A 21,556-nucleotide genomic window follows, 5' to 3' on the forward strand; every position below is an offset into this window, starting at 1 on the left:
TAGTTGGGAGGGCGCGTGGCGATGGAGGCCAGCCCTCGTGACACCGCAGCAGGCACCGAGCACCTCACCACCGACGGTGACGAGCCCGGCGTCGAGGACCGTCTGACCGACGACGGTCCCGACGACATCCCGCTCGTGGTCGTCGCCGACGGACCGACGCCCGAGGAGATGTTCGCGGGCGGCCCCGAGGTCGAGGTCGAACTGCGTCCCCAGCGGCGGCTGCGCATCTGGCAGCTCGCGCCCATCGTGGGCCTGGCCGCGCTCGGCTCGCTGATGTTCGCCTTCCCGCTCGCCTTCGACTTCGGCGACAGCGGCGCGGTCATCGCCATGCTGGGCCTGCTGATCTGCTCCTGCGCGGCCGGCTGGGGCATGATGGCCGCCCGCCGCGTCGGCTACACCTGGCCCGGCCTCCCCCCGCGCGGCTCCGGCCGCCGCGCCGACTGGCGCGTCGCCCTCACCTACGCCCTCCTCGTGGGCGTCGTCGCGGTCCTCGCCGTATGGCGGGTCGCCCGCCTGCGCTAGGGCCTGTCTTCCGGATCTGGCCGACTCGGGCCGAGGGTGCCTCTCGGCCGACCCGAGCGGGGTCTGGTGCGTGCAGCTGCAAGGCGGAGGAGGGAGTCGACGCGGCGCGTCGGCGACCGACGACAACGCCGCAGATGTGCGTGCCAGACCCCGCGACTCCGGCAAGATCCGGAAGACAGGCCCTAGGTGTATTGACTCGCAGCGTTGTTGACGCGGCTGATCGGTGGGTGGCCTCCGAGTGCGGTGTGGCAGCGGTGGTGGTTGTAGGTGTGGAGGAAGTCTGCCAGGGCGTCGGTGCGTTCGGTGTTGGTGGTGTAGGGCCGCTGGTAGGCCCATTCGTCGAGCAGGGTGCGGTTGAAGCGTTCGACCTTGCCGTTGGTCTGCGGCCGGTAGGGGCGAGTCAGCTTGCCGGCCGCACCGATCTCGGTGAGCACCTTTTTCCAGGCCAGGCCCTTGCGGTAGGCCCAGGCGTTGTCGGTCAGGACCCGCTCGATCCGGTCGATGCCCTGGGCGTGGAAGAAGGCGGCCGCGCGGGTCAGGAAGCCCGCGCAGGTCGCGGCTTTCTCGTCGGGGTGGATCTCGCTGTAGGCCAGGCGGGAGTGGTCGTCGACGGCGGAGTGGATGTAGTCGAAGCCCATGCCGCGGATCGGGCGGCCGGCCTCGCGGCCGTGGGTCTTGTGGCCGCCGCCGTCGGGGATCCGGCCCAGCTTCTTCACGTCCACGTGGATCAGCTCGCCGGGCCGGTCACGCTCGTAACGGCGGATGACGGTGCCGGTCGGCCGGTCGATCCAGGCCAACTGGTTGAGGCGGTGGCGGGTCAGGATCCGGTGCACGGTCGAGGTGGGAAGGCCCACGATCGGGCCGATCCGGGCCGGGCCCAGCTTGCGGCTCTGCCGCAGGTCGCAGACGCGGTCTTCCACCGCGGACGCGGTCCGGTGCGGCGTCGTGCGAGGTCGGCTGGAGCGGTCCTGCAGTCCCGCCTCGCCCTCGGTCCGCCACCGGCGGATCCATTTATGGGCGGTGGCGCGGGAGATACCCATCTCGGCGGCCACATGAGCGACCGGACGGCCTGAGCGGACACGTTCGACCAGCAGCCTCCTACCGAAGACGGTCAGCCGGGCATTACGGTGGGGCACGAAGACCTCCGTGCGGTGAGTTCCTAGACAGCTCCCACCACACCGGAGGTCTTCGCCATGTTCAAGACCACAGCCGTGTCAACAACGCTCGTGATCAATACACCTAGGCCCCGGCTGTCCTCGGACGGTGTCCCGCTCACCCCGTACGATCGAGGGATGAGCACGCGGATCGCATTCCTCAAGGGGCACGGCACCGAGAACGACTTCGTGATCGTGCCCGACCCCGAGAACGCCCTCGACCTGACGCCCGCCGCCGTCGCCGCGCTCTGCGACCGCCGGGCCGGCATCGGTGCCGACGGGGTGCTGCACGTGGTGCGCTCCGCCGCCCATCCCGAGGCCCGGGACATGGCCGGCGAGGCCGAGTGGTTCATGGACTACCGCAACGGGGACGGCTCGGTCGCCGAGATGTGCGGCAACGGGGTGCGTGTGTTCGCGCGCTACCTCCAGCACGCCGGACATGTGGGCGAAGGTGACCTGACCGTCGCCACGCGCGGAGGCGTGAAGCGGGTCCACATCGCCAAGCACGACTCCGGCGCCGGAGACGTCACCGTCGGCATGGGCCGGGCCCGGCTGCCCGAGGGCGAGGTCACGGTCGGTGTCGGCGCGCGGAGCTGGCCCGCGCGGAACGTGAACATGGGCAACCCGCACGCCGTCGCCTTCGTGGACGACCTCGCCCACGCCGGTGACCTGTACACCGCGCCGCCGGTCGGGCCGGAGGGCACCTACCCGGACGGCGTCAACGTGGAGTTCGTCGTCGACCGGGCCCCCGGGCACGTCGCCATGCGCGTGCACGAGCGCGGCTCCGGCGAGACCCGCTCGTGCGGCACGGGCGCGTGCGCCGTCGCCGTGGCCGCCGCCCGGCGCGACGGCGCCGACCCGGCCGCCACCGGCACCCCGGCGACGTACACCGTGGACGTGCCCGGCGGCCGGCTGGTCATCACCGAACGACCGGATGGTGAGATCGAGATGACCGGTCCCGCCGTGATCGTCGCCGAGGGCGAGATCGACGCCGAGTGGCTGGAAAGCGCGACCCGCTGACCTGGACGGACCGGCCCCCGGTGGCTCCGCGGGCCGGGGACCAGCCGTTCTCCGACAGCGAGGCCGTTCGAAACCGCGGCCGACTGGAGGGCACGTGGCGCAAACTCTAAACCTCCGTCCCGTCGCTCGAATGGGTGATCCGTTTCACGCTGGCCGAGAGGCGGTCGGTAGCACGTGATGGGGTCGATAGCATCAAGCACCGGCACGGACGGGGGAACGTCGCCAACCCTGAGCCGCGTATGCCCCTCGGGCCCCGTCCGCCGGTCCACGAGCCGGAGGTGCCCATGAGTGCGGAGGCCACGAACCCCGCGAGCCCAGGCCCGGTAGCGCCCACGGCGCCCACGGTGGCCCGCAGGAAGTCCCGGCCGCGGATCGACCTGCGCAGGCTGGGCCGGGCCGCGCTGCTCGGCCCCGCCGTCCGGAGCAAGCTGCCCGACGCCATCGGACACGTCGCCGAGGCCCACCGCGCCCACCACCCCGACGCCGACCTCGACCCGCTGCGCCGCGCCTACCTGCTGGCGGAGACCTCCCACCGGGGCCAGATGCGCAAGAGCGGCGAGCCGTACATCACCCACCCCCTCGCCGTCACCCTGATCCTCGCCGAACTGGGCGCCGAGACCACCACCCTGACCGCCTCCCTCCTGCACGACACCGTCGAGGACACCGAGGTGACGCTCGACCAGGTCGGCGAGGAGTTCGGGGAAGAGGTCCGCTACCTCGTCGACGGCGTCACCAAGCTGGAGAAGGTCGACTACGGCGCCGCCGCCGAGCCGGAGACCTTCCGCAAGATGCTCGTCGCCACCGGCAACGACGTGCGCGTGATGTCGATCAAACTCGCCGACCGGCTGCACAACATGCGCACCCTCGGCGTGATGCGCCCCGAGAAGCAGGCGCGGATCGCCAAGGTCACCCGCGACGTTCTCATCCCGCTCGCCGAACGCCTCGGTGTGCAGGCCCTCAAGACCGAGCTGGAAGACCTCGTCTTCGCCATCCTCCACCCCGAGGAATACGCACGCACCAGCGAACTCATCGCGGCGAACGCCGCAGGCGGGGACCCGCTCGCCGAGGTCGCCGACGAGGTGCGCGCGGTGCTGCGCGAGGCCGACATCCCGGCCGAAGTCCTCATCCGGCCCCGCCACTTTGTCTCCGTCCACCGCGTCTCCCGCAAGCGCGGCCCGCTGCGCGGCACCGACTTCGGCCGCCTGCTGGTGCTGGTGAACGAGGACGCGGACTGTTACGCCGTCCTCGGTGAACTGCACACCTGTCTCACCCCGGTGGTCTCGGAGTTCAAGGACTTCATCGCCGTACCGAAGTTCAACCTCTACCAGTCGCTGCACACCGCCGTGGCCCGGCCGGACGGCCAGGTCGTCGAGGTCCTCATCCGCACCCACCGCATGCACCAGGCCGCCGAGGCCGGGGTGATCGCGCTCGGCAACCCCTACACCCCGCCCGCCGAGGAGCAGACCGCCGGCCTCGACGGCGAGCGCGCCGACCCCACCCGCCCCGGCTGGCTCTCCCGCCTCCTCGAATGGCAGCGCGGCGCCTCCGACCCGGACACCTTCTGGTCCACCCTGCGCGACGACCTCGCCCAGGACCGCGAGATCACCGTGGTCCGGCCCGACGGCGGCACCCTGGGCCTCCCCGAGGGCGCCACCTGCGTCGACGCCGCCTACGCGCAGTACGGCGACGACGCCCACGCCTGCATCGGCGCCCGCGTCAACGGCCGCCTCGCCGCCCTCGGCACCGTGCTGCGCGACGGCGACACCGTGCAGCTCCTCATGGGCCAGGACCCTGCCTCCGAACCCTCCCGCGAATGGCTGGAGCACGCCCACACCCCGGCCGCGCGCATCGCCATCCAGCGCTGGCTCGCCGCCCATCCCGGCGCCGACGCCCGCCCCGCAGACACCACCGACACCACCGACACCACCGACGGCCCCGGCGGCAGCCGCCCCGTCGCCGGCGCCCCCGCCGCGCGCCCCCGGGGCGCCGACGTGCTGCTGGACCGGCCGGGCGGGCCGGTGCGCCTGGCCGGCTGCTGTACGCCCGTACCGCCGGACGACATCGTGGGCTTCGCCGTGCGCGGGGGAGCGGTGACCGTGCACCGGGTGGGGTGCTCCATGGTCGAGGACATGAAGGGCCGGGGGCGCGCGGAGATCGCCGTGCGCTGGGGGGACACCACCGCGTGCCGGGTCACCCTGGTCGCCGAATCGTTCAGCCGTCCCCATCTGCTCGCCGACCTCACCGAGGCGATCGCCGTGGAGGGCGCCGAGATCGTCTCCGCCACCGTGGAGTCCCCCAACCAGCAGCGGGTCCGCCACACCTACACGCTCCAGCTCCCCGACGCCGCCGAACTGCCGGCTCTGATGCGCGCGATGCGCGACGTGCCCGGCGTGTACGACGTCAGCCGGGCCCAGGCGCCCGCCGCCTGACCGACCCGAATGGGTGGGCCTGGCGCGCGCCGTCGCCACCCGGCGGCCGGGCGCTGGTAGCGGTGGGGCATGCTGCTCACTCGCCCCACGCGCCCGCACCCCGCACTCCGGTTCCTCCGGCGCCCGAAGGCGGCCCTGCTCGCCTCGGCCGTCACGGTCTGTCTCGTCGCCGCCGGAGCCCCCGCCGAACCGCTGGGCGTCGGCGACCGGATCTTCCCGGAGCTGGGCAACCCCGGCTACGACGTGGCCGCGTACGACCTCGCCCTCACCTACCCCGGCAGCAACGACAAGCCGCTGAAGGCCGTCACCACCATCGACGCCCGGCTCACCAGCTCCCTGAACCGGATCAACCTCGACTTCGCGCACGGCACCGTCGAGTCCGTCGACGTCGACGGCCGCAAGGCTGCCTTCACCAGCGCCGGCGAGGACCTCGTCGTCACCCCGGACCACGCGCTGCCGCTCGGCAGCGTCACCCGGATCACCGTGCGGCACACCAGCGACCCCCGCCCCGCCGACGACCAGGACGGCGGCTGGGTGCGGACCACCGACGGGCTCGCCATGGCCAACCAGGCCGACGCCGCGCACCTGGTCTTCCCGTGCAACGACCACCCGTCCGACAAGGCGATGTTCACCTTCCACGTCACCGCCCCGGACGGGTACACCGCCGTCGCCAACGGCCTGCCGACCGGCGCGGTCAAGGCGGGCGGCTCCACCACCTGGAGCTACCGCTCCCAGCACCCCATGGCCACCGAACTCGCCCAGGTGTCCATCGGCCGCTCCGCCGTCGTCCGGCGCACCGGACCGCACGGACTGCCGGTGCGCGACGTGGTGCCCGCCGCCGACAAGAAGGAACTGGAGCCCTGGCTCGCGAAGACGCCGGACCAGATCGCCTGGATGGAGAGCAAGATCGGCCCGTACCCGTTCGAGACCTACGGCGTGCTCATGGCGCAGGCCAGCACCGGGTTCGAGCTGGAGACGCAGACCCTGTCGCTGTTCGAGAAGGACATCTTCACCGAGCCCGCCTACCCCAAGTGGTACATCGAGTCGGTCATGGTGCACGAGCTGTCCCACCAGTGGTTCGGCGACAGCGTCAGCCCCCGCACCTGGTCCGACGTCTGGCTGAACGAGGGCCACGCCACCTGGTACGAGGCCCTCTACGCGGAGGAGAAGGGCGACCACCCGCTCCAGGACCGCATGAAGGCCGCGTACGGGGCGTCCGACCGCTGGCGCGCCGCCGGTGGCCCGCCCGCCAGGCCCAAGCCGCCGGCCCCCGGCCAGAAGATCGGCATCTTCCGTCCCAACATCTACGACGGCGCCGCCCTGGTCCTGTTCGCCCTGCGCCAGGAGATCGGCAAGGACGCCTTCGAGCGGCTGGAGAAGGTGTGGGTCCAGGAGAACCGGGACACCAGCGTCGGCACCGCCGACTTCGTCCGCCTCGCCTCCGCCATCGGCGGCCGTGACCTGACCGGCTTCTTCCAGGACTGGCTGTACGGCGAGAAGACCCCGCCCATGCCCGGCCACCCGGACTGGAAGCAGGTCCTGCCGCCCGCCGCCGCGGGCCCGGCCAGGAAGAGCTGACCCTCGGTGCCCGGGGGATAACCCGATGACGCGGTGCGCCGCGCCGTGCGACCATCGTCCGGTCGGCGCGGCGCGGCGCACGGGAATCTCCGGGGCCACGCGCGCGTTGTCCCTGTTACAACCCGGTATCTCGACGGCCCCTGGCCGCCGGACCGGTCCTCCCTCGACGTAAGCGACGTAAGGAACAAATGACCTCCTCTTCTTCCCCTTCACAGGACGCCAAGCGCCTGGCGCACGCCTATCCCGAAGGTCTTCGGGCCGATGCCCTGATGGAAGAGGACGTCGCCTGGAAGCACGACATCGACGGCGCGCGTGACGGCGACCAGTTCGACCGCTCCGAACGCGCGGCCCTGCGCCGCGTGGCGGGGCTGTCCACCGAGCTGGAGGACGTCACCGAGGTCGAGTACCGCCAGCTCCGCCTGGAGCGGGTCGTGCTCGTCGGGGTGTGGACCAGCGGCACCGCGCAGGACGCGGACAACTCCCTCGCGGAGCTGGCCGCCCTCGCGGAGACGGCGGGCGCCCTCGTGCTCGACGGCGTGATCCAGCGCCGCGACAAGCCCGACGCGGCCACCTACATCGGCTCCGGCAAGGCCCTGGAGCTGCGCGACGTGGTGATGGAGACCGGCGCGGACACCGTCATCTGCGACGGTGAGCTGAGCCCCGGCCAGCTCATCCAGCTGGAAGACGTCGTCAAGGTCAAGGTCATCGACCGCACGGCCCTGATCCTGGACATCTTCGCCCAGCACGCCAAGTCCCGTGAGGGCAAGGCGCAGGTCGCGCTCGCGCAGATGCAGTACATGCTGCCGCGACTGCGCGGCTGGGGTCAGTCGCTGTCCCGGCAGATGGGCGGTGGCCGCGGTGGCCTCGCCACCCGTGGTCCCGGTGAGACCAAGATCGAGACGGACCGGCGCCGCATCCGCGAGAAGATGGCGAAGATGCGCCGGGAGATCGCGGAGATGAAGACCGGCCGCGAGATCAAGCGCCAGGAGCGCCGCCGCAACAAGGTGCCCTCGGTCGCCATCGCCGGTTACACCAACGCGGGCAAGTCCTCCCTGCTCAACCGCCTCACGGGCGCCGGAGTCCTGGTGGAGAACGCCCTGTTCGCCACCCTGGACCCGACCGTCCGCCGCGCGGAGACCCCGAGCGGCCGGCTGTACACGCTGGCCGACACCGTGGGCTTCGTCCGGCACCTGCCGCACCACCTGGTCGAGGCGTTCCGCTCCACCATGGAGGAGGTCGGCGACTCCGACCTCATCCTGCACGTGGTGGACGGATCGCACCCGGTCCCGGAGGAGCAGCTCGCCGCCGTGCGTGAGGTGATCCGGGAGGTCGGCGCGACCGACGTGCCCGAGATCGTCGTCATCAACAAGGCGGACGCGGCCGACCCGCTGGTGCTCCAGCGGCTGCTGCGGGTCGAGAAGCGGTCCATCGCCGTCTCGGCGCGCACCGGTCAGGGCCTGGAGGAGCTGCTCGCCCTGATCGACGAGGAGCTGCCCCGCCCCTCGGTCGAGATCGAGGCGCTGGTGCCGTACACCCAGGGCAAGCTGGTCGCCCGCGCGCACACCGAGGGCGAGGTGCTCTCCGAGGAACACACCGCCGAGGGCACCCTGATCAAGGTCCGGGTGCACGCGGAGCTGGCGGCCGACCTGGCCCCGTACACGCCCACCGCGACCGCCTGACCGGCTCTTTTGCCGGAGCACGAAGAGGCCCGCCGCCCCCTCGCGAGAGGGAGCGGCGGGCCTTCGTCATGGGTGCGGGGCGGCTACCGGTTCGCGAACTTCGCGCTCACCGAGTCGTACACGCCCTTGGCGACCTCACCGAGCCGGGGACCGGCCAGCCAGCCCGAGGAGGCGGGGCCGATCGAGGTGTTGGAGACCAGCGCGGGCTTGCCGTTCGCGCCCTGCTCCACCCAGCCGCCGCCGGAGGAACCGCCGGTCATGGTGCAGCCGATGCGGTACATCGTCGGGTCCGCCTTGGCGATCGACAGCCGGCCCGGCTTGTCCTGGCACTGGTACAGCAACTGGCCGTTGTACGGCTCCGCCGCCGGGTAGCCGCTCGCGGTGACCGCGCTGACCTCGGTCGCGGCCGGCGCGGCGAAGTCCACCGGCAGCGCGCCGCCGACCGTCTCCTCCAGCGACTTGCCCCCGTTGCCCTGCTCCGGCGTCACATGGATCACCGCGAAGTCGTACGAGGCACCGTTGCCGCCCGTCTCGCCGCCCCCGTCGATCCACTGCTGCGAGGTCTTGGCCGCGTCGGCCCACCAGACACCGTACGGCGCGACCTGCGCGCGGGAGGCGCCCTCCATCTGGGAGGAGGACAGGCTCTGGTTGTTGTACGACGGCACGAAGGCGATGTTGCGGTACCAGCCGCCCTTCTTGCCCGCGTGCACGCAGTGGCCGGCCGTCCAGATCAGGTTGGACTTGCCGGGGTGCGCCGGGTCCTCGACCACGGTGGCCGAGCAGACCATCGTGCCCTTGGGGGAGTCGAAGAACACCTTGCCCGAAGTGGCCGCGTTGGTGTGGTACGGCGGGCGGACCGCCTTGGCCTGCACCGGCTGCGGCGTCGGGTCGGTCACGCCCTGGTCGCCGGAGAGGTCGTTGTTGTCGACCCGCTTGGCCGGGTCGTCGGCGCCCCGCATCCGGTCCTTGTCCCACAGACCGTTGATGATCGGGTTGATGAAGTCGTTGGCCTCGCGCAGCCAGTCGTCGCGGTCCCAGTTCTTCCAGGCGCCGCCCTTCCACTTGTCCATGTCGATGCCGTGCTGGCGGAGCTTGTCCTGGAGGTCCTGCGGGACCCGGACCTTCCCGTCCGAACCGTGGGCGCCGGAGGACGGGTTGCCGCCGGCGTTGTCGTCACCGTCTCCACCGCACGCGGTGGCGGTCAGCGCCAGCGCCGAGGCGAGCGCGACGGCCGCCAGCACGCGGGAGGTCCTGCGGGGCGTACCCCTTCCTCGGCGAGCGGTGGACGACGGCCGTATGGATCGCATGGTGGTGACTCTCCCTGTTGTGACGGAACGTGGCGCTTCGGCCCGGTACCGGCCCCCAACTCGCTGCGGAACGGCGCCGGTTCCCCGGACTTCCGGGACGGGACCACACACTATGCGTTCGCTGTAGGTGACTTCCGACGGAACCGCAACGGTTGCGTCACGGCAAGGATCTTGAGGCAACCCGTAACCAGGCGGCCGGTCGGCTGTTGGTAGCCGTGGGGGACCGCTGCCTGCGCCCGTCCCCGACGAGCAACTCGCCTCTGGACAGCGGGAGGACAGCGAGCCGTGGCCGTGACCGAGTCGGAGGCCGACAGCACCCACCGGGTGACTCCGGCCGTGCACGAGGGGATTCTCAGGCGCCAGTCGGCGCGCGAGTCCGCCGCGCGCACCTATGCCCGGGCCCTGCCCATCGTGCCCGTGCGGGCGCGTGGCCTCACCATCGAGGGCGCGGACGGCCGTCGTTACCTCGACTGCCTCTCCGGCGCCGGGGCGCTGGCGCTCGGGCACAACCACCCCGTGGTACTGGAGGCGATCCGCAAGGTCCTCGACTCCGGGGCGCCCCTCTCCGTGCTGGACCTGGCGACCCCGGTGAAGGACGCCTTCATCACCGAGCTGTTCCGCACCCTGCCGGCCGGGTTCGCCGACCGGGCCCGCGTGCAGTTCTGCGGCCCGGCCGGGACCGACGCCGTCGAGGCCGCGCTCAAGCTGGTCCGGGCCGCCACCGGTCGCAACGGCATCCTCGCCTTCACCGGCGCCTACCACGGCATGACCGCGGGCGCCCTGGCCGCGTCCGGCGGCGCCCCCGACCTCCAGGTGGGCCGCCTGCCCTATCCGCAGGACTACCGCTGCCCCTTCGGCGTCGGCGGCCCGCGCGGCGCCGAACTCGCCGCCCGCTGGACCGAGTCCGTCCTCGACGACCCCAAGTCGGGCGTGCCCCGGCCGGCCGGGATGATCCTCGAACCCGTGCAGGGCGAGGGCGGGGTGATCCCGGCGCCGGACGACTGGCTGCGCCGGCTGCGCCGGGTCACCGCCGACCGGTCGATCCCCCTGATCGCGGACGAGGTCCAGACCGGGGTCGGCCGTACCGGCGCCTTCTGGGCCGTGGACCACAGCGGGATCACCCCCGACGTGATGGTCCTGTCCAAGGCCATCGGCGGCAGCCTCCCGCTGGCCGTCGTCGTCTACCGCGAGGAACTCGACGTCTGGCAGCCCGGCGCCCACGCGGGCACCTTCCGCGGCAACCAGCTCGCCATGGCCGCGGGCACCGCCACCCTCGCCCACGTCCGCGAGAACGGCCTCGCCGAACGAGCCGCCACCCTCGGCGACCGCATGCTGAAGCAACTCCGCCAACTGCAGGACGAGTTCGCCTGTGTGGGAGACGTACGGGGGCGCGGGCTGATGATCGGGGTCGAGCTGGTCGACCCGGCGGGCGAGTCCGTACCGGAAGCGCGCCGCTCCGAGGCGGACGGCTGGGACTTCGCCCCGGCGCCCCACCCCGCCGACCCCGAACTCGCCGCCGCCGTCCAGCGCGAGTGCCTCGACCGGGGGCTCATCGTGGAACTCGGCGGCCGCCACAACAGCGTCGTACGGCTCCTGCCTCCGCTCACCATCAGCGACGAGCAGGCGTCGGCCGTACTGGACCGTCTCGCCGACGCGGTGACCGCCGCGAGCCGCGACCGCCGGCACACGGGCTAGCCACCGCCGGACCATCCCACCGCCGACGCGCACCATCCCCGCGCGTCGGCGGAGAGCGGCGAACCCGCCTCCAGGCATCGCCACCCTGCCGAACCCGCACACCAGCCGTCGTGCGTCGGCACCCCCTGCTCGCATCACCGCCCCGCCTCTCATCCGCCGTGCGGAACCCCTCCGCGACCGGACCCGCACCCGCTTCACCCCCGAGGACCTGTCATGAACGCCACCCCCGCACCCGACGGCCGTTCCGAGACCCCCGACGAACCGGCGGACCCCGGCAGCGCCCCCGTACCGCTCGCCGAGGCGGTGCCGCACCAGAAGCGGCGCACCCCGGCCGCCGGACGGCCCGGCGAGCCCGACGCCGACCCGCTGGAGGGCGCCGACCCGCACACCGCGGCCCAGGCGGCGGCGGTGGAGAACCTCCTGCGCTGCTGGGTACGCGAGACCGCCCTCACCGCACCGGACAACGGCACCCTGCACATCCCGCTCCCGGCCAGCGGCACCGCCCTCATCACCCCCGTCCGCCACTGGTCCCCGACCGGCTGGCACCGCTTCGGCCCGCCCCGGCTCGCCGCTGCCCCCGAGCACGCCCCCTCGGTCGACGCCGTCACCCTGGCCGCCCTCCTCACCCGCGAGCGCCCCGGCCGGGCGGACACCACCGAGCCGCACGGCACCGCTCCGGCGGACGGCGCCGAACTCGTCGCCCGGGTCGCCGACTCACAGCGCCGCACCGCCACCTTCCTGACCGACCGACGCGCCCACCCCGAGGACGGGCCCGACCTCTTCCTCAGCGCCGAACAGGCCCTCCTCCTCGGTCACCCCCTGCACCCCACCCCCAAGAGCCGCGAGGAACTCACAGACGCCGAAGCCCGGCAGTACGCACCGGAACTCCGTGGCTCCTTCCCCCTGCACTGGATGGCCGTCGCCCCCTCCCTGCTCGCCTCCGACTCGGCCTGGACCGAACGTGGCCGCGCCGTCCCCGCCGGTGGGCTCCTCCGTCAGCTCGCCGGAACCGACCTGCCCCTGCCCGACGGCTACAGCGCCCTGCCCCTGCACCCCTGGCAAGCCCGCGACGTACGCCACCGCGCCCCGGTCGCCGCTCTGCTGGACGCCGGCCTCCTGCGCGACCTCGGCCCCCTCGGTTCCCCCTGGCACCCCACCTCCTCCGTACGGACCGTGCACCGCTCGGACGCCCCGGCGATGCTCAAGCTGTCGCTCGGCCTGCGCATCACCAACTCCCGCCGGGAGAACCTGCGCAAGGAACTCCACCGGGGGGTCGAGGTGCACCGCCTGCTGCGCGCCGGGCTGGCGAAGCACTGGCAGGCCGTCCACCCCGGCTTCGACATCGTCCGCGACCCCGCCTGGCTCGCGGTGGACGGTCCGGACGGGCTGCCGGTGCCCGGCCTCGACGTGATGATCAGGCACAACCCCTTCGCTCCCACCGACGACATCGGCTGCGTCGCCGGACTCGTCTCCCCGCGCCCGGACTTCGAGCCGAGCGCGACGGCAGGGCCCAGGGGCCTCCGCTCCCGCCTGGCCCGGCTCGTCGGGCGGCTCGCCGCCCGCACCGGCCGTCCCGTGGGCGCGGTCGCCGCCGAGTGGTTCCTGCGCTACCTCGAACAGGCCGTCCGGCCCGTGCTCTGGCTGGACGGCGAGGCCGGGATCGCGCTGGAGGCGCACCAGCAGAACACCCTGCTCCGCCTCGACCAGGACGGCTGGCCCGCCGGCGGCCGCTACCGCGACAACCAGGGCTACTACTTCCGCGAGTCCCGCCGGGGCGAACTCGACGCCCTGCTGCCGGGCATCGGCGAGCGCAGCGACACCTTCGTCTCCGACGAGGTCACCGACGAACGCTTCGCCTACTACCTCGCCGTCAACAACGTGTTCGGCCTCATCGGCGCCTTCGGCTCCCAGCGCCTGGCCGACGAGCACCTCCTTCTCGCCGCGTTCCGCCGCTTCCTCACCGCCGCCGCCACCGGCCCCGCCGCCCTGAGCAGTTCCCTGCCGGGCAACCTGCTCGACTCACCCGTACTGCGCTGCAAGGCCAACCTGCTGACCCGGCTGCACGGCCTGGACGAACTCGTCGGACCCGTCGACACCCAGTCCGTCTACGTCACCATCGCCAACCCCCTCCATTCCTGAACCCCTTCTCACCCGCCCCCTGAGAGGAGCGCACGTGTCCGTCACCGAAACCGGCGCCGCCGAAGCCCTTCCCCTCCCGGCCGCCCCCGACCGCTCACCCGGCGCCGACACCGGGGCGAGCGCGCTCCTCTGGGACAACGAGGAGACACTGGATCTGCGCCTGCCTCCCGAATTCGCGGCGCTGCGAGCCGCGTTGCCCGGCCAGGCGGCATCACCACGCGACGCGGACCTGCTGGACGGCCTCCGCACCTGGGGCCCAACCCCCACGCCCGCGGGCACCTTTGAGCTGATCCCCGTCCACCCCGACCGCGATCTCCCCCTCATCCACGGGTGGATGAACGACCCCGCGGTCGCCCAGTACTGGGAACTGGCCGGAACACCGGACCTGACGGAGCGCCACCTCCGCGCCCAGCTGGACGGCGACGGACGCAGCGTGCCCTGCCTGGGCATGCTCGACGGCACCGCCATGAGCTACTGGGAGATCTACCGGGCCGACCTCGACCCGCTGGCCCGCTTCTACCAGGCGCGCCCGCACGACACGGGTATCCACCTGCTGATCGGGGACGCCGCGCACCGGGGGGGAGGGCTCGGCTCCGCCCTGCTCACGGCCGTGGCCGAGCTGGTCATGGAGCACCGCCGCACCTGCACACGCGTCGTCGCTGAACCTGACATGCGCAACACCCCCTCGGTGATCGCCTTCCGTAACGCCGGTTTCCAGTGCCGGGCGGAGATCGAGCTGCCCGGCAAGCGGGCCGCCCTCATGATCCGGGACCGGGTCCGGCCTGAACTCTCGTAGCACCACGTGACCGGGTGCTCACCTGTTGTACGTATGGCGGTTCCGGCGAGTTCCCGCTTTTCGGGAAAAAAGTTCAGGAGTTCGGACGTGTTCGCATCCCGCTCCGCCCGCCCCGGCGAGCGGGCACGATTGTCAGTGGGGGGCCGTAGGGTGGTCGGGCTATGACGAAGCCCTCACTCCCCGAACTCCTCCACGCCGCCGTCTCCGCCGTCGGCGGCACGGAGCGCCCCGGCCAGGTCACCATGGCCGAAGCGGTCGCCGAGGCGATCGACGACACCTCCCATCTGCTGGTCCAGGCCGGTACCGGCACCGGAAAGTCGCTCGGTTATCTCGTGCCCGCGCTCGCGCACGGGGAGCGGGTCGTCGTCGCCACCGCCACGCTCGCCCTCCAGCGCCAGCTCGTGGAGCGCGACCTGCCGCGCACGGTCGACGCCCTGCACCCGCTGCTGCGGCGCCGGCCCGAGTTCGCCATGCTCAAGGGCCGCTCCAACTATCTGTGTCTGCACCGGCTGCACGAGGGGATGCCGCAGGACGAGGAGGACGGCCTCTTCGACCAGTTCGAGGCGGCCGCCCCCACCAGCAAGCTCGGCCAGGACCTGCTCCGGCTGCGCGACTGGTCCGACGAGACGGAGAACGGCGACCGGGACGACCTCACACCGGGCGTCTCCGACCGGGCCTGGGCCCAGGTGTCGGTGTCGTCGCGCGAGTGCCTCGGCGCCTCGAAGTGCGCGTACGGGGCCGAGTGCTTCGCGGAGATGGCCCGGGAGCGCGCCAAGCTCGCGGACGTCGTGGTGACCAACCACGCGCTGCTGGCGATCGACGCCATCGAGGGTGCCCCGGTGCTGCCGCAGCACGAGGTGCTGATCGTGGACGAGGCGCACGACCTAGTCTCCCGGGTCACCGGCGCCGCCACCGGCGAACTCACCCCCGGCCAGGTCAACCGGGCGGTCCGCCGCTCGGCCAAGCTGGTCAACGAGAAGGCCGCCGACCAGCTCCAGACCGCCGCCGAGGGCTTCGAGCGGCTGATGGAGCTGGCCCTGCCGGGCCGCCTGGAGGAGATCCCCGAAGACCTCGGCTACGCCCTGGCCGCCCTCCGTGACGCGGCCCGCACGGTGATCACCGCGCTCGGCTCGACGCGCGACAAGTCCGTCCAGGACGAGGACGCCGTCCGCAAGCAGGCGGTCGCCTCCGTCGAGACGGTGTACGCCGTCGCCGAGCGGGTGCTGAACGGCTCGGAGTGGGACGTCGTCTGGTACGAGCGCCACGACCGCTTCGGCGCCTCCCTGCGGGTCGCCCCGATGTCGGTCTCCGGGCTGCTCCGGGAGAAACTCTTCACCGATCGCAGCGTGGTCCTGACCTCGGCGACCCTGAAGCTCGGCGGCGACTTCAACGGCGTCGGCGCCTCGCTGGGCCTGGCACCGGAGGGGACCGAGGGCGACGACCTGCCGCAGTGGAAGGGCATCGACGTCGGCTCGCCCTTCGACTACCGCAAGCAGGGCATCCTCTACATCGCCAAGCACCTCGCCCGCCCCGCCCGGGACGGCGACCGGGGCGACATGCTGGACGAGCTGACCGAGCTGATCCAGGCCGCCGGCGGCCGCACGCTGGGCCTGTTCTCCTCCATGCGCGCCGCACAGCTCGCGGCGGAGGAACTGCGGGTGCGCATCCCCGAGTTCCCCATCCTGCTCCAGGGCGAGGAGACGCTCGGCGAGCTGATCAAGAACTTCGCGGCCGACCCCCGCACGTGCCTGTTCGGCACGCTGTCGCTGTGGCAGGGCGTGGACGTGCCGGGGCCGAGCTGTCAGCTCGTGGTGATGGACAAGATCCCGTTCCCGCGCCCCGACGACCCGCTGATGAGCGCTCGCCAGAAGGCGGTGGAGGACGCGGGTGGCAACGGCTTCATGGCGGTGGCGGCCACCCATGCCGCGCTGCTGATGGCGCAGGGCGCCGGCCGGCTCGTCCGGGCGTCCGGGGACCGTGGCGTGGTCGCGGTCCTGGACCAGCGGCTGGCGACCGCCCGCTACGGGTCGTATCTGAAGGCGTCGCTGCCCGACTTCTGGACCACGACCGACCGCAATCAGGTGCGCAAGTCGCTCGCGGCGATCGACGCGATGGCGAAGCAGGCCGAGGGGGCCGAGGAGGAGTGAGCCGGAGCCGCAGGCAGGAGCGCTGCTGACGGCAATGGCAGGGCCCCGGAACCGGCGCAGGGGTTCCGGGGCCCGGTGCAGGGGGACGAGCCGGGGGCTTGTCCGGTGCGGGGCGTCACACGCGGCGGAGCACCGCGACGACCTTGCCGAGGATGGTGGCGTCGTCGCCGGGGATGGGCTCGTAGGCCGCGTTGTGCGGGAGGAGCCAGACATGGCCGTCCTCGCGCTTGAAGCGCTTGACCGTGGCCTCGCCGTCGAGCATGGCGGCCACGATGTCGCCGTTCTCCGCGACCGGCTGGCGGCGGACCGTGACCCAGTCGCCGTCACAGATCGCGGCCTCGATCATGGAGTCGCCGACGACCTTGAGGACGAACAGCTCACCGTCACCGACGAGCTGCCGGGGGAGAGGGAAGACGTCCTCGACGGACTCCTCGGCGAGGATCGGGCCACCGGCGGCGATGCGGCCGACCAGCGGGACGTACGACGCGGCGGGCTTGCCGGCGGTGTCCGTGGGCTGCACGCTGACCGCCTGGTCGGAGCCGCGGACCTCGTACGCGCGGGGCCGGTGCGGGTCGCGGCGCAGGAAGCCCTTGCGCTCGAGCGCCATGAGCTGGTGCGCGACCGAGGAGGTGCTGGAGAGGCCGACCGCCTGGCCGATCTCCCGCATGGACGGCGGGTATCCACGACGCTGCACGGAGTCCCGGATGACCTCGATCACCCGGCGCTGGCGGTCGGTGAGCCCCGAACTGTCCGCGCGAATGCCTGGAGGCCGGCCCGGCTGGGAGCGCTTGTGGCCCTCGGGCGTGGCTTCGTTCATCGCGTGCACCGGCTCCACCCGGCCCTGGGAGCGGTCCTGGGCGGTGATGGCGGCACTGTCTGCGGTCGTGGTCACGTCGGCCCCTCTCGATGGTCTCCCTGCTGCACAACGGTAGTAGCTTTCGAAAGGTTGCGCCAAACACACGTTCGAGTGAAAAAGTCCGATTCACCTGACGCGATCAAGTGTCCGGGTGTATGGCTCGCGCGGTGTCCAGCGGGCAAAAGCGCCCATTGTTGTACTCTTCACCGCCGGGGCGGATGGCCTCGCGGCCGTCGCCAGTGTGCCATTCGAACGGTGAACGACCGGTGGCCGGGTCCGTCCGCCGTGTGATCCCCGCCGTATCGCACCGAGGGCTCCGCGCGGCCTTCACGGTATCCCCGTGTCCCCGCCCGGCCGTGCGGGACGCTCGCGCGTGTCGCTCCGGCGCGCTCCAGGGCGGCTCCTGGCGCCTCTGTCCACAGCGACACGCGCGTCTGCCGCGAAATCTGGGTCATCCCTACATGTAGTGGTGAGGCGGCTACAGGGCCCCACAAGTTGTGGTTGATCTTGGACCCCGGGTCTTTCGGGCCTCCGCGATCGCCTATGCTTGGGGCTGCTTCGTGAGGCCCCTGAGGCCCGGCGAGGCCATCGAGTCTGCTGTGAGGAGGGTTGGAGAATCATGCACTGCCCCTTCTGCAGGCACCCCGACAGTCGGGTGGTCGACAGCCGTACGACCGACGACGGCACGTCGATCCGCAGGCGCCGCCAGTGCCCCGACTGCTCCCGTCGTTTCACGACCGTGGAGACGTGTTCGCTCATGGTGGTGAAGCGGTCCGGTGTCACCGAGCCGTTCAGCCGCACCAAGGTCATCAACGGTGTGCGCAAGGCGTGCCAGGGGCGTCCCGTGACCGAGGACGCGCTCGCCCAGCTCGGCCAGCGGGTCGAGGAGGCGGTGCGGGCCACCGGGAGTGCCGAGCTGACCACCCACGACGTGGGGCTGGCCATACTCGGCCCGCTGCAGGAACTCGACCTCGTCGCCTATCTGCGGTTCGCCTCGGTCTACCGGGCGTTCAACTCGCTGGAGGACTTCGAGGCCGCCATCGCCGAACTGCGCGAAGTGACGCCGGACCCCGCCGCGGACGACGGGCACGTCGAGGACGCGGCCGCGGGGAGCCAGGAAGACCAGAGCGGGACGGGACGGACCACCCAGGTCCCCGTGCCCGCGCGCGCCGCCGACTGACCGGCCGGCGCACCCAAGACCTGTCGCGGGGTCGCAGCTGAGGCTGCCCGCGGCACCAGACAGAACACATGCCCTGGGAACATCGGGGCATTTCAGGGCGTTTTCGCCCGTACATGGGAGGCGGCATGACAGAGACGGCGAGCGGTCCGGCGCGAGGTTCCCGCACCAAGGGCGCCAAGGCCGGCAAGGGGCTGCGCGTCGAGCGCGTCCACACCACCCCCGGCGTGCATCCGTACGACGAGGTGGCGTGGGAGCCCCGTGACGTCGTCATGACCAACTGGCGCGACGGCTCGATCAACTTCGAGCAGCGTGGCGTCGAGTTCCCCGACTTCTGGTCGGTGAACGCGGTCAACATCGTCACCAGCAAGTACTTCCGGGGCGCCGTGGGCACCCCGCAGCGCGAGACCGGGCTCAAGCAGCTCATCGACCGCATCGTGAAGACGTACCGCAAGGCCGGCGAGGACCACTCCTACTTCGCCTCGCCCGCCGATGCCGAGATCTTCGAGCACGAGCTGGCCTACGCCCTGCTGCACCAGATCTTCAGCTTCAACAGCCCGGTCTGGTTCAACGTCGGCACGCCGCAGCCCCAGCAGGTCTCCGCCTGCTTCATCCTGTCCGTCGACGACTCCATGGAGTCGATCCTCGACTGGTACAAGGAAGAGGGCATGATCTTCAAGGGCGGTTCGGGCGCCGGTCTGAACCTGTCCCGCATCCGCTCCTCCAAGGAGCTGCTCTCCTCCGGCGGCAACGCCTCCGGTCCCGTCTCCTTCATGCGGGGCGCCGACGCCTCCGCCGGAACCATCAAGTCCGGTGGCGCCACCCGCCGCGCGGCCAAGATGGTCGTCCTCGACGTCGATCACCCCGACATCGAGGACTTCATCCAGACGAAGGTCAGCGAGGAGGAGAAGATCCGCGTCCTGCGCGACGCGGGCTTCGACATGGACCTGGGCGGCGACGACATCACGTCCGTCCAGTACCAGAACGCCAACAACTCGGTCCGCGTGAACGACGAGTTCATGCGCGCGGTCGAGAACGGCACCGACTTCGGCCTGCGGGCCCGCATGACCGGTGAGGTCATCGAGGAGGTCGACGCCAAGGCGCTCTTCCGCAAGATTGCCGAGGCCGCCTGGGCCTGTGCCGACCCGGGCATCCAGTACGACGACATGATCAACAACTGGCACACCTGCCCCGAGTCCGGCCGCATCACCGCGTCGAACCCGTGCAGCGAGTACATGCACCTGGACAACACGTCCTGCAACCTCGCCTCGCTGAACCTGATGAAGTTCCTGAAGGACGACGGCAAGGGCAACCAGTCCTTCGAGACCGAGCGCTTCCAGAAGGTCGTCGAGCTGGTCATCACCGCGATGGACATCTCGATCTGCTTCGCGGACTTCCCGACCCAGAAGATCGGCGAGAACACCCGCGCCTTCCGTCAGCTCGGCATCGGCTACGCCAACCTCGGCGCCCTGCTGATGGCGACCGGCCACGCGTACGACTCCGACGGCGGCCGCGCCCTCGCCGGTGCCATCACCTCCCTGATGACCGGCACGGCCTACCGCCGCTCGGCCGAACTGGCCGCCGTGGTCGGCCCGTACGACGGCTACGCCCGTAACGCCGACGCCCACCGGCGCGTCATGAAGCAGCACGCCGACGCCAACGCCGTGGCCGTCCACATGGACGACCTGGACAACCCGGTGTGGGCCGCCGCCACCGAGGCGTGGCAGGACGTGGTGCGCCTGGGCGAGAAGAACGGTTTCCGTAACTCGCAGGCGTCCGTGCTCGCCCCGACCGGCACCATCGGTCTGGCGATGTCCTGCGACACCACCGGTGTCGAGCCGGACCTCGCGCTGGTGAAGTTCAAGAAGCTCGTCGGCGGCGGCTCGATGCAGATCGTCAACGGCACCGTGCCGCAGGCCCTGCGCCGCCTGGGCTACCAGGAGGAGCAGATCGAGGCGGTCGTCGCCCACATCGCCGAGAACGGCAATGTGATCGACGCCCCGGGTCTCAAGCCCGAGCACTACGAGGTGTTCGACTGCGCCATGGGCGAGCGCGCCATCTCCCCGATGGGCCACGTCCGCATGATGGCCGCGATCCAGCCCTGGATCTCCGGCGCCATCTCCAAGACGGTCAACATGCCGGAGACGGCGTCCGTCGAGGAGGTCGAGGAGATCTACTTCGAGGCGTGGAAGCTGGGCGTCAAGGCGCTCGCCATCTACCGTGACAACTGCAAGGTCGGCCAGCCCCTCTCCGCCAAGACGAAGGAGAAGGAGCAGGCCGAGGTCACCGAGAAGACCGAGGCGACGATCCGCGAGGCCGTCGAGAAGGTCATCGAGTACCGCCCGGTCCGCAGGCGTCTGCCCAAGGGCCGTCCCGGCATCACCACGTCCTTCACGGTCGGCGGCGCCGAGGGCTACATGACCGCCAACTCCTACCCGGACGACGGTCTCGGCGAGGTCTTCCTGAAGATGTCCAAGCAGGGCTCCACGCTCGCGGGCATGATGGACGCCTTCTCCATCGCCGTGTCGGTGGGCCTCCAGTACGGCGTGCCGCTGGAGACCTACGTCTCGAAGTTCACCAACATGCGCTTCGAGCCGGCCGGTATGACGGACGACCCGGACGTGCGGATGGCGCAGTCGATCGTCGACTACATCTTCCGCCGCCTGGCGCTGGACTTCCTGCCCTTCGAGACCCGCTCCGCGCTCGGCATCCACTCCGCCGAGGAGCGTCAGCGTCACCTGGAGACCGGTTCGTACGAGCCGTCCATCGAGGAGGACGAGGTCGACGTCGAGGGTCTGGCCCAGTCCGCCCCGCGCCACACCGAGCTGACGACGGTCGCCACGCCGAAGGCCGAGTCGGAGGCCGCCAGGCCGGCCCCCAAGCAGGCTCACACCAGCGCCGAGCTGGTCGAAATGCAGCTCGGCATCCAGGCCGACGCCCCGCTCTGCTTCTCCTGCGGCACCAAGATGCAGCGCGCCGGCTCCTGCTACATCTGCGAGGGCTGCGGCTCGACCAGCGGTTGCAGCTGATCAACGGCTGAGCCCGTGACACGGGCCC

13 protein-coding genes and 1 pseudogene are annotated in these 21,556 nt (G+C 71.7%); 11 read left to right on the forward strand and 3 right to left on the reverse strand.

The window, feature by feature from the left end:
- The first annotated feature begins 21 nt into the window (after positions 1-21).
- On the forward strand, positions 22-522 hold the full coding sequence (locus D0Z67_RS21970) for a hypothetical protein (RefSeq protein ID WP_031183102.1): 501 nt from the start codon (positions 22-24) through the stop codon (positions 520-522).
- A gap of 182 nt (positions 523-704) precedes the next feature.
- Here D0Z67_RS21970 and D0Z67_RS21980 read toward each other — a convergent pair whose 3' ends face one another.
- Positions 705-1,658: an IS481 family transposase gene (locus D0Z67_RS21980; RefSeq protein WP_131589689.1), complete on the reverse strand. Its 954-nt coding sequence runs from the start codon at positions 1,656-1,658 to the stop codon at positions 705-707.
- Between the two features lie 156 nt (positions 1,659-1,814).
- Here D0Z67_RS21980 and dapF point away from each other — a divergent pair, with 156 nt between their 5' ends.
- The 4 genes from dapF to hflX all read left to right on the forward strand — a co-directional run bounded on the left by dapF (position 1,815) and on the right by hflX (position 8,382).
- Complete coding sequence (dapF, locus tag D0Z67_RS21985; RefSeq protein ID WP_031183509.1) at positions 1,815-2,696, forward strand: diaminopimelate epimerase; 882 nt, start codon at positions 1,815-1,817, stop codon at positions 2,694-2,696.
- Positions 2,697-2,980: 284 nt separating this feature from the next.
- Positions 2,981-5,125 carry a RelA/SpoT family protein gene (locus tag D0Z67_RS21990; RefSeq protein WP_031183510.1) on the forward strand — a complete coding sequence of 715 codons (2,145 nt, stop codon included), beginning with the start codon at positions 2,981-2,983 and terminating at the stop codon, positions 5,123-5,125.
- A gap of 69 nt (positions 5,126-5,194) precedes the next feature.
- On the forward strand, positions 5,195-6,703 hold the full coding sequence (locus D0Z67_RS21995; RefSeq protein WP_031183511.1) for a M1 family metallopeptidase: 1,509 nt from the start codon (positions 5,195-5,197) through the stop codon (positions 6,701-6,703).
- Between the two features lie 188 nt (positions 6,704-6,891).
- Positions 6,892-8,382, forward strand: a complete 1,491-nt coding sequence (gene hflX, locus D0Z67_RS22000) for a GTPase HflX (RefSeq protein WP_031183512.1) — start codon at positions 6,892-6,894, stop codon at positions 8,380-8,382.
- Positions 8,383-8,465: 83 nt separating this feature from the next.
- Here the strand turns inward: hflX and D0Z67_RS22005 are convergent, their stop codons facing one another.
- Complete coding sequence (locus D0Z67_RS22005; protein ID WP_031183513.1) at positions 8,466-9,689, reverse strand: trypsin-like serine peptidase; 1,224 nt, start codon at positions 9,687-9,689, stop codon at positions 8,466-8,468.
- 285 nt (positions 9,690-9,974) lie between these two features.
- On the opposite strand from D0Z67_RS22005, the gene D0Z67_RS22010 reads away from it, so the two are divergent.
- The 4 genes and pseudogenes from D0Z67_RS22010 (at position 9,975) to D0Z67_RS22025 (ending at position 16,466) form a co-directional block, all read left to right on the forward strand.
- Positions 9,975-11,384 carry a diaminobutyrate--2-oxoglutarate transaminase family protein gene (locus tag D0Z67_RS22010; protein WP_031183514.1) on the forward strand — a complete coding sequence of 470 codons (1,410 nt, stop codon included), beginning with the start codon at positions 9,975-9,977 and terminating at the stop codon, positions 11,382-11,384.
- A gap of 213 nt (positions 11,385-11,597) precedes the next feature.
- A pseudogene (locus D0Z67_RS22015) lies at positions 11,598-13,523 on the forward strand (IucA/IucC family protein); the annotation flags it as partial.
- A 34-nt stretch (positions 13,524-13,557) separates the two neighbouring features.
- Complete coding sequence (locus D0Z67_RS22020; RefSeq protein WP_107059654.1) at positions 13,558-14,319, forward strand: GNAT family N-acetyltransferase; 762 nt, start codon at positions 13,558-13,560, stop codon at positions 14,317-14,319.
- A 161-nt stretch (positions 14,320-14,480) separates the two neighbouring features.
- Positions 14,481-16,466 carry an ATP-dependent DNA helicase gene (locus D0Z67_RS22025; RefSeq protein ID WP_031183517.1) on the forward strand — a complete coding sequence of 662 codons (1,986 nt, stop codon included), beginning with the start codon at positions 14,481-14,483 and terminating at the stop codon, positions 16,464-16,466.
- Between the two features lie 115 nt (positions 16,467-16,581).
- Here the strand turns inward: D0Z67_RS22025 and lexA are convergent, their stop codons facing one another.
- Positions 16,582-17,358 carry a transcriptional repressor LexA gene (lexA, locus tag D0Z67_RS22030; protein ID WP_031183518.1) on the reverse strand — a complete coding sequence of 259 codons (777 nt, stop codon included), beginning with the start codon at positions 17,356-17,358 and terminating at the stop codon, positions 16,582-16,584.
- A 583-nt stretch (positions 17,359-17,941) separates the two neighbouring features.
- Here lexA and nrdR point away from each other — a divergent pair.
- Together nrdR and D0Z67_RS22040 are read left to right on the forward strand one after the other, a co-directional pair.
- Positions 17,942-18,502 carry a transcriptional regulator NrdR gene (nrdR, locus tag D0Z67_RS22035; protein WP_031183519.1) on the forward strand — a complete coding sequence of 187 codons (561 nt, stop codon included), beginning with the start codon at positions 17,942-17,944 and terminating at the stop codon, positions 18,500-18,502.
- 125 nt (positions 18,503-18,627) lie between these two features.
- Positions 18,628-21,528 (forward strand): vitamin B12-dependent ribonucleotide reductase, encoded by a 2,901-nt coding sequence (locus D0Z67_RS22040; RefSeq protein ID WP_031183520.1) that lies wholly within the window; start codon positions 18,628-18,630, stop codon positions 21,526-21,528.
- Positions 21,529-21,556 lie beyond the last annotated feature (28 nt).

This window comes from Streptomyces seoulensis, from assembly GCF_004328625.1.
GTDB classification, from domain to species: domain Bacteria; phylum Actinomycetota; class Actinomycetes; order Streptomycetales; family Streptomycetaceae; genus Streptomyces; species Streptomyces seoulensis.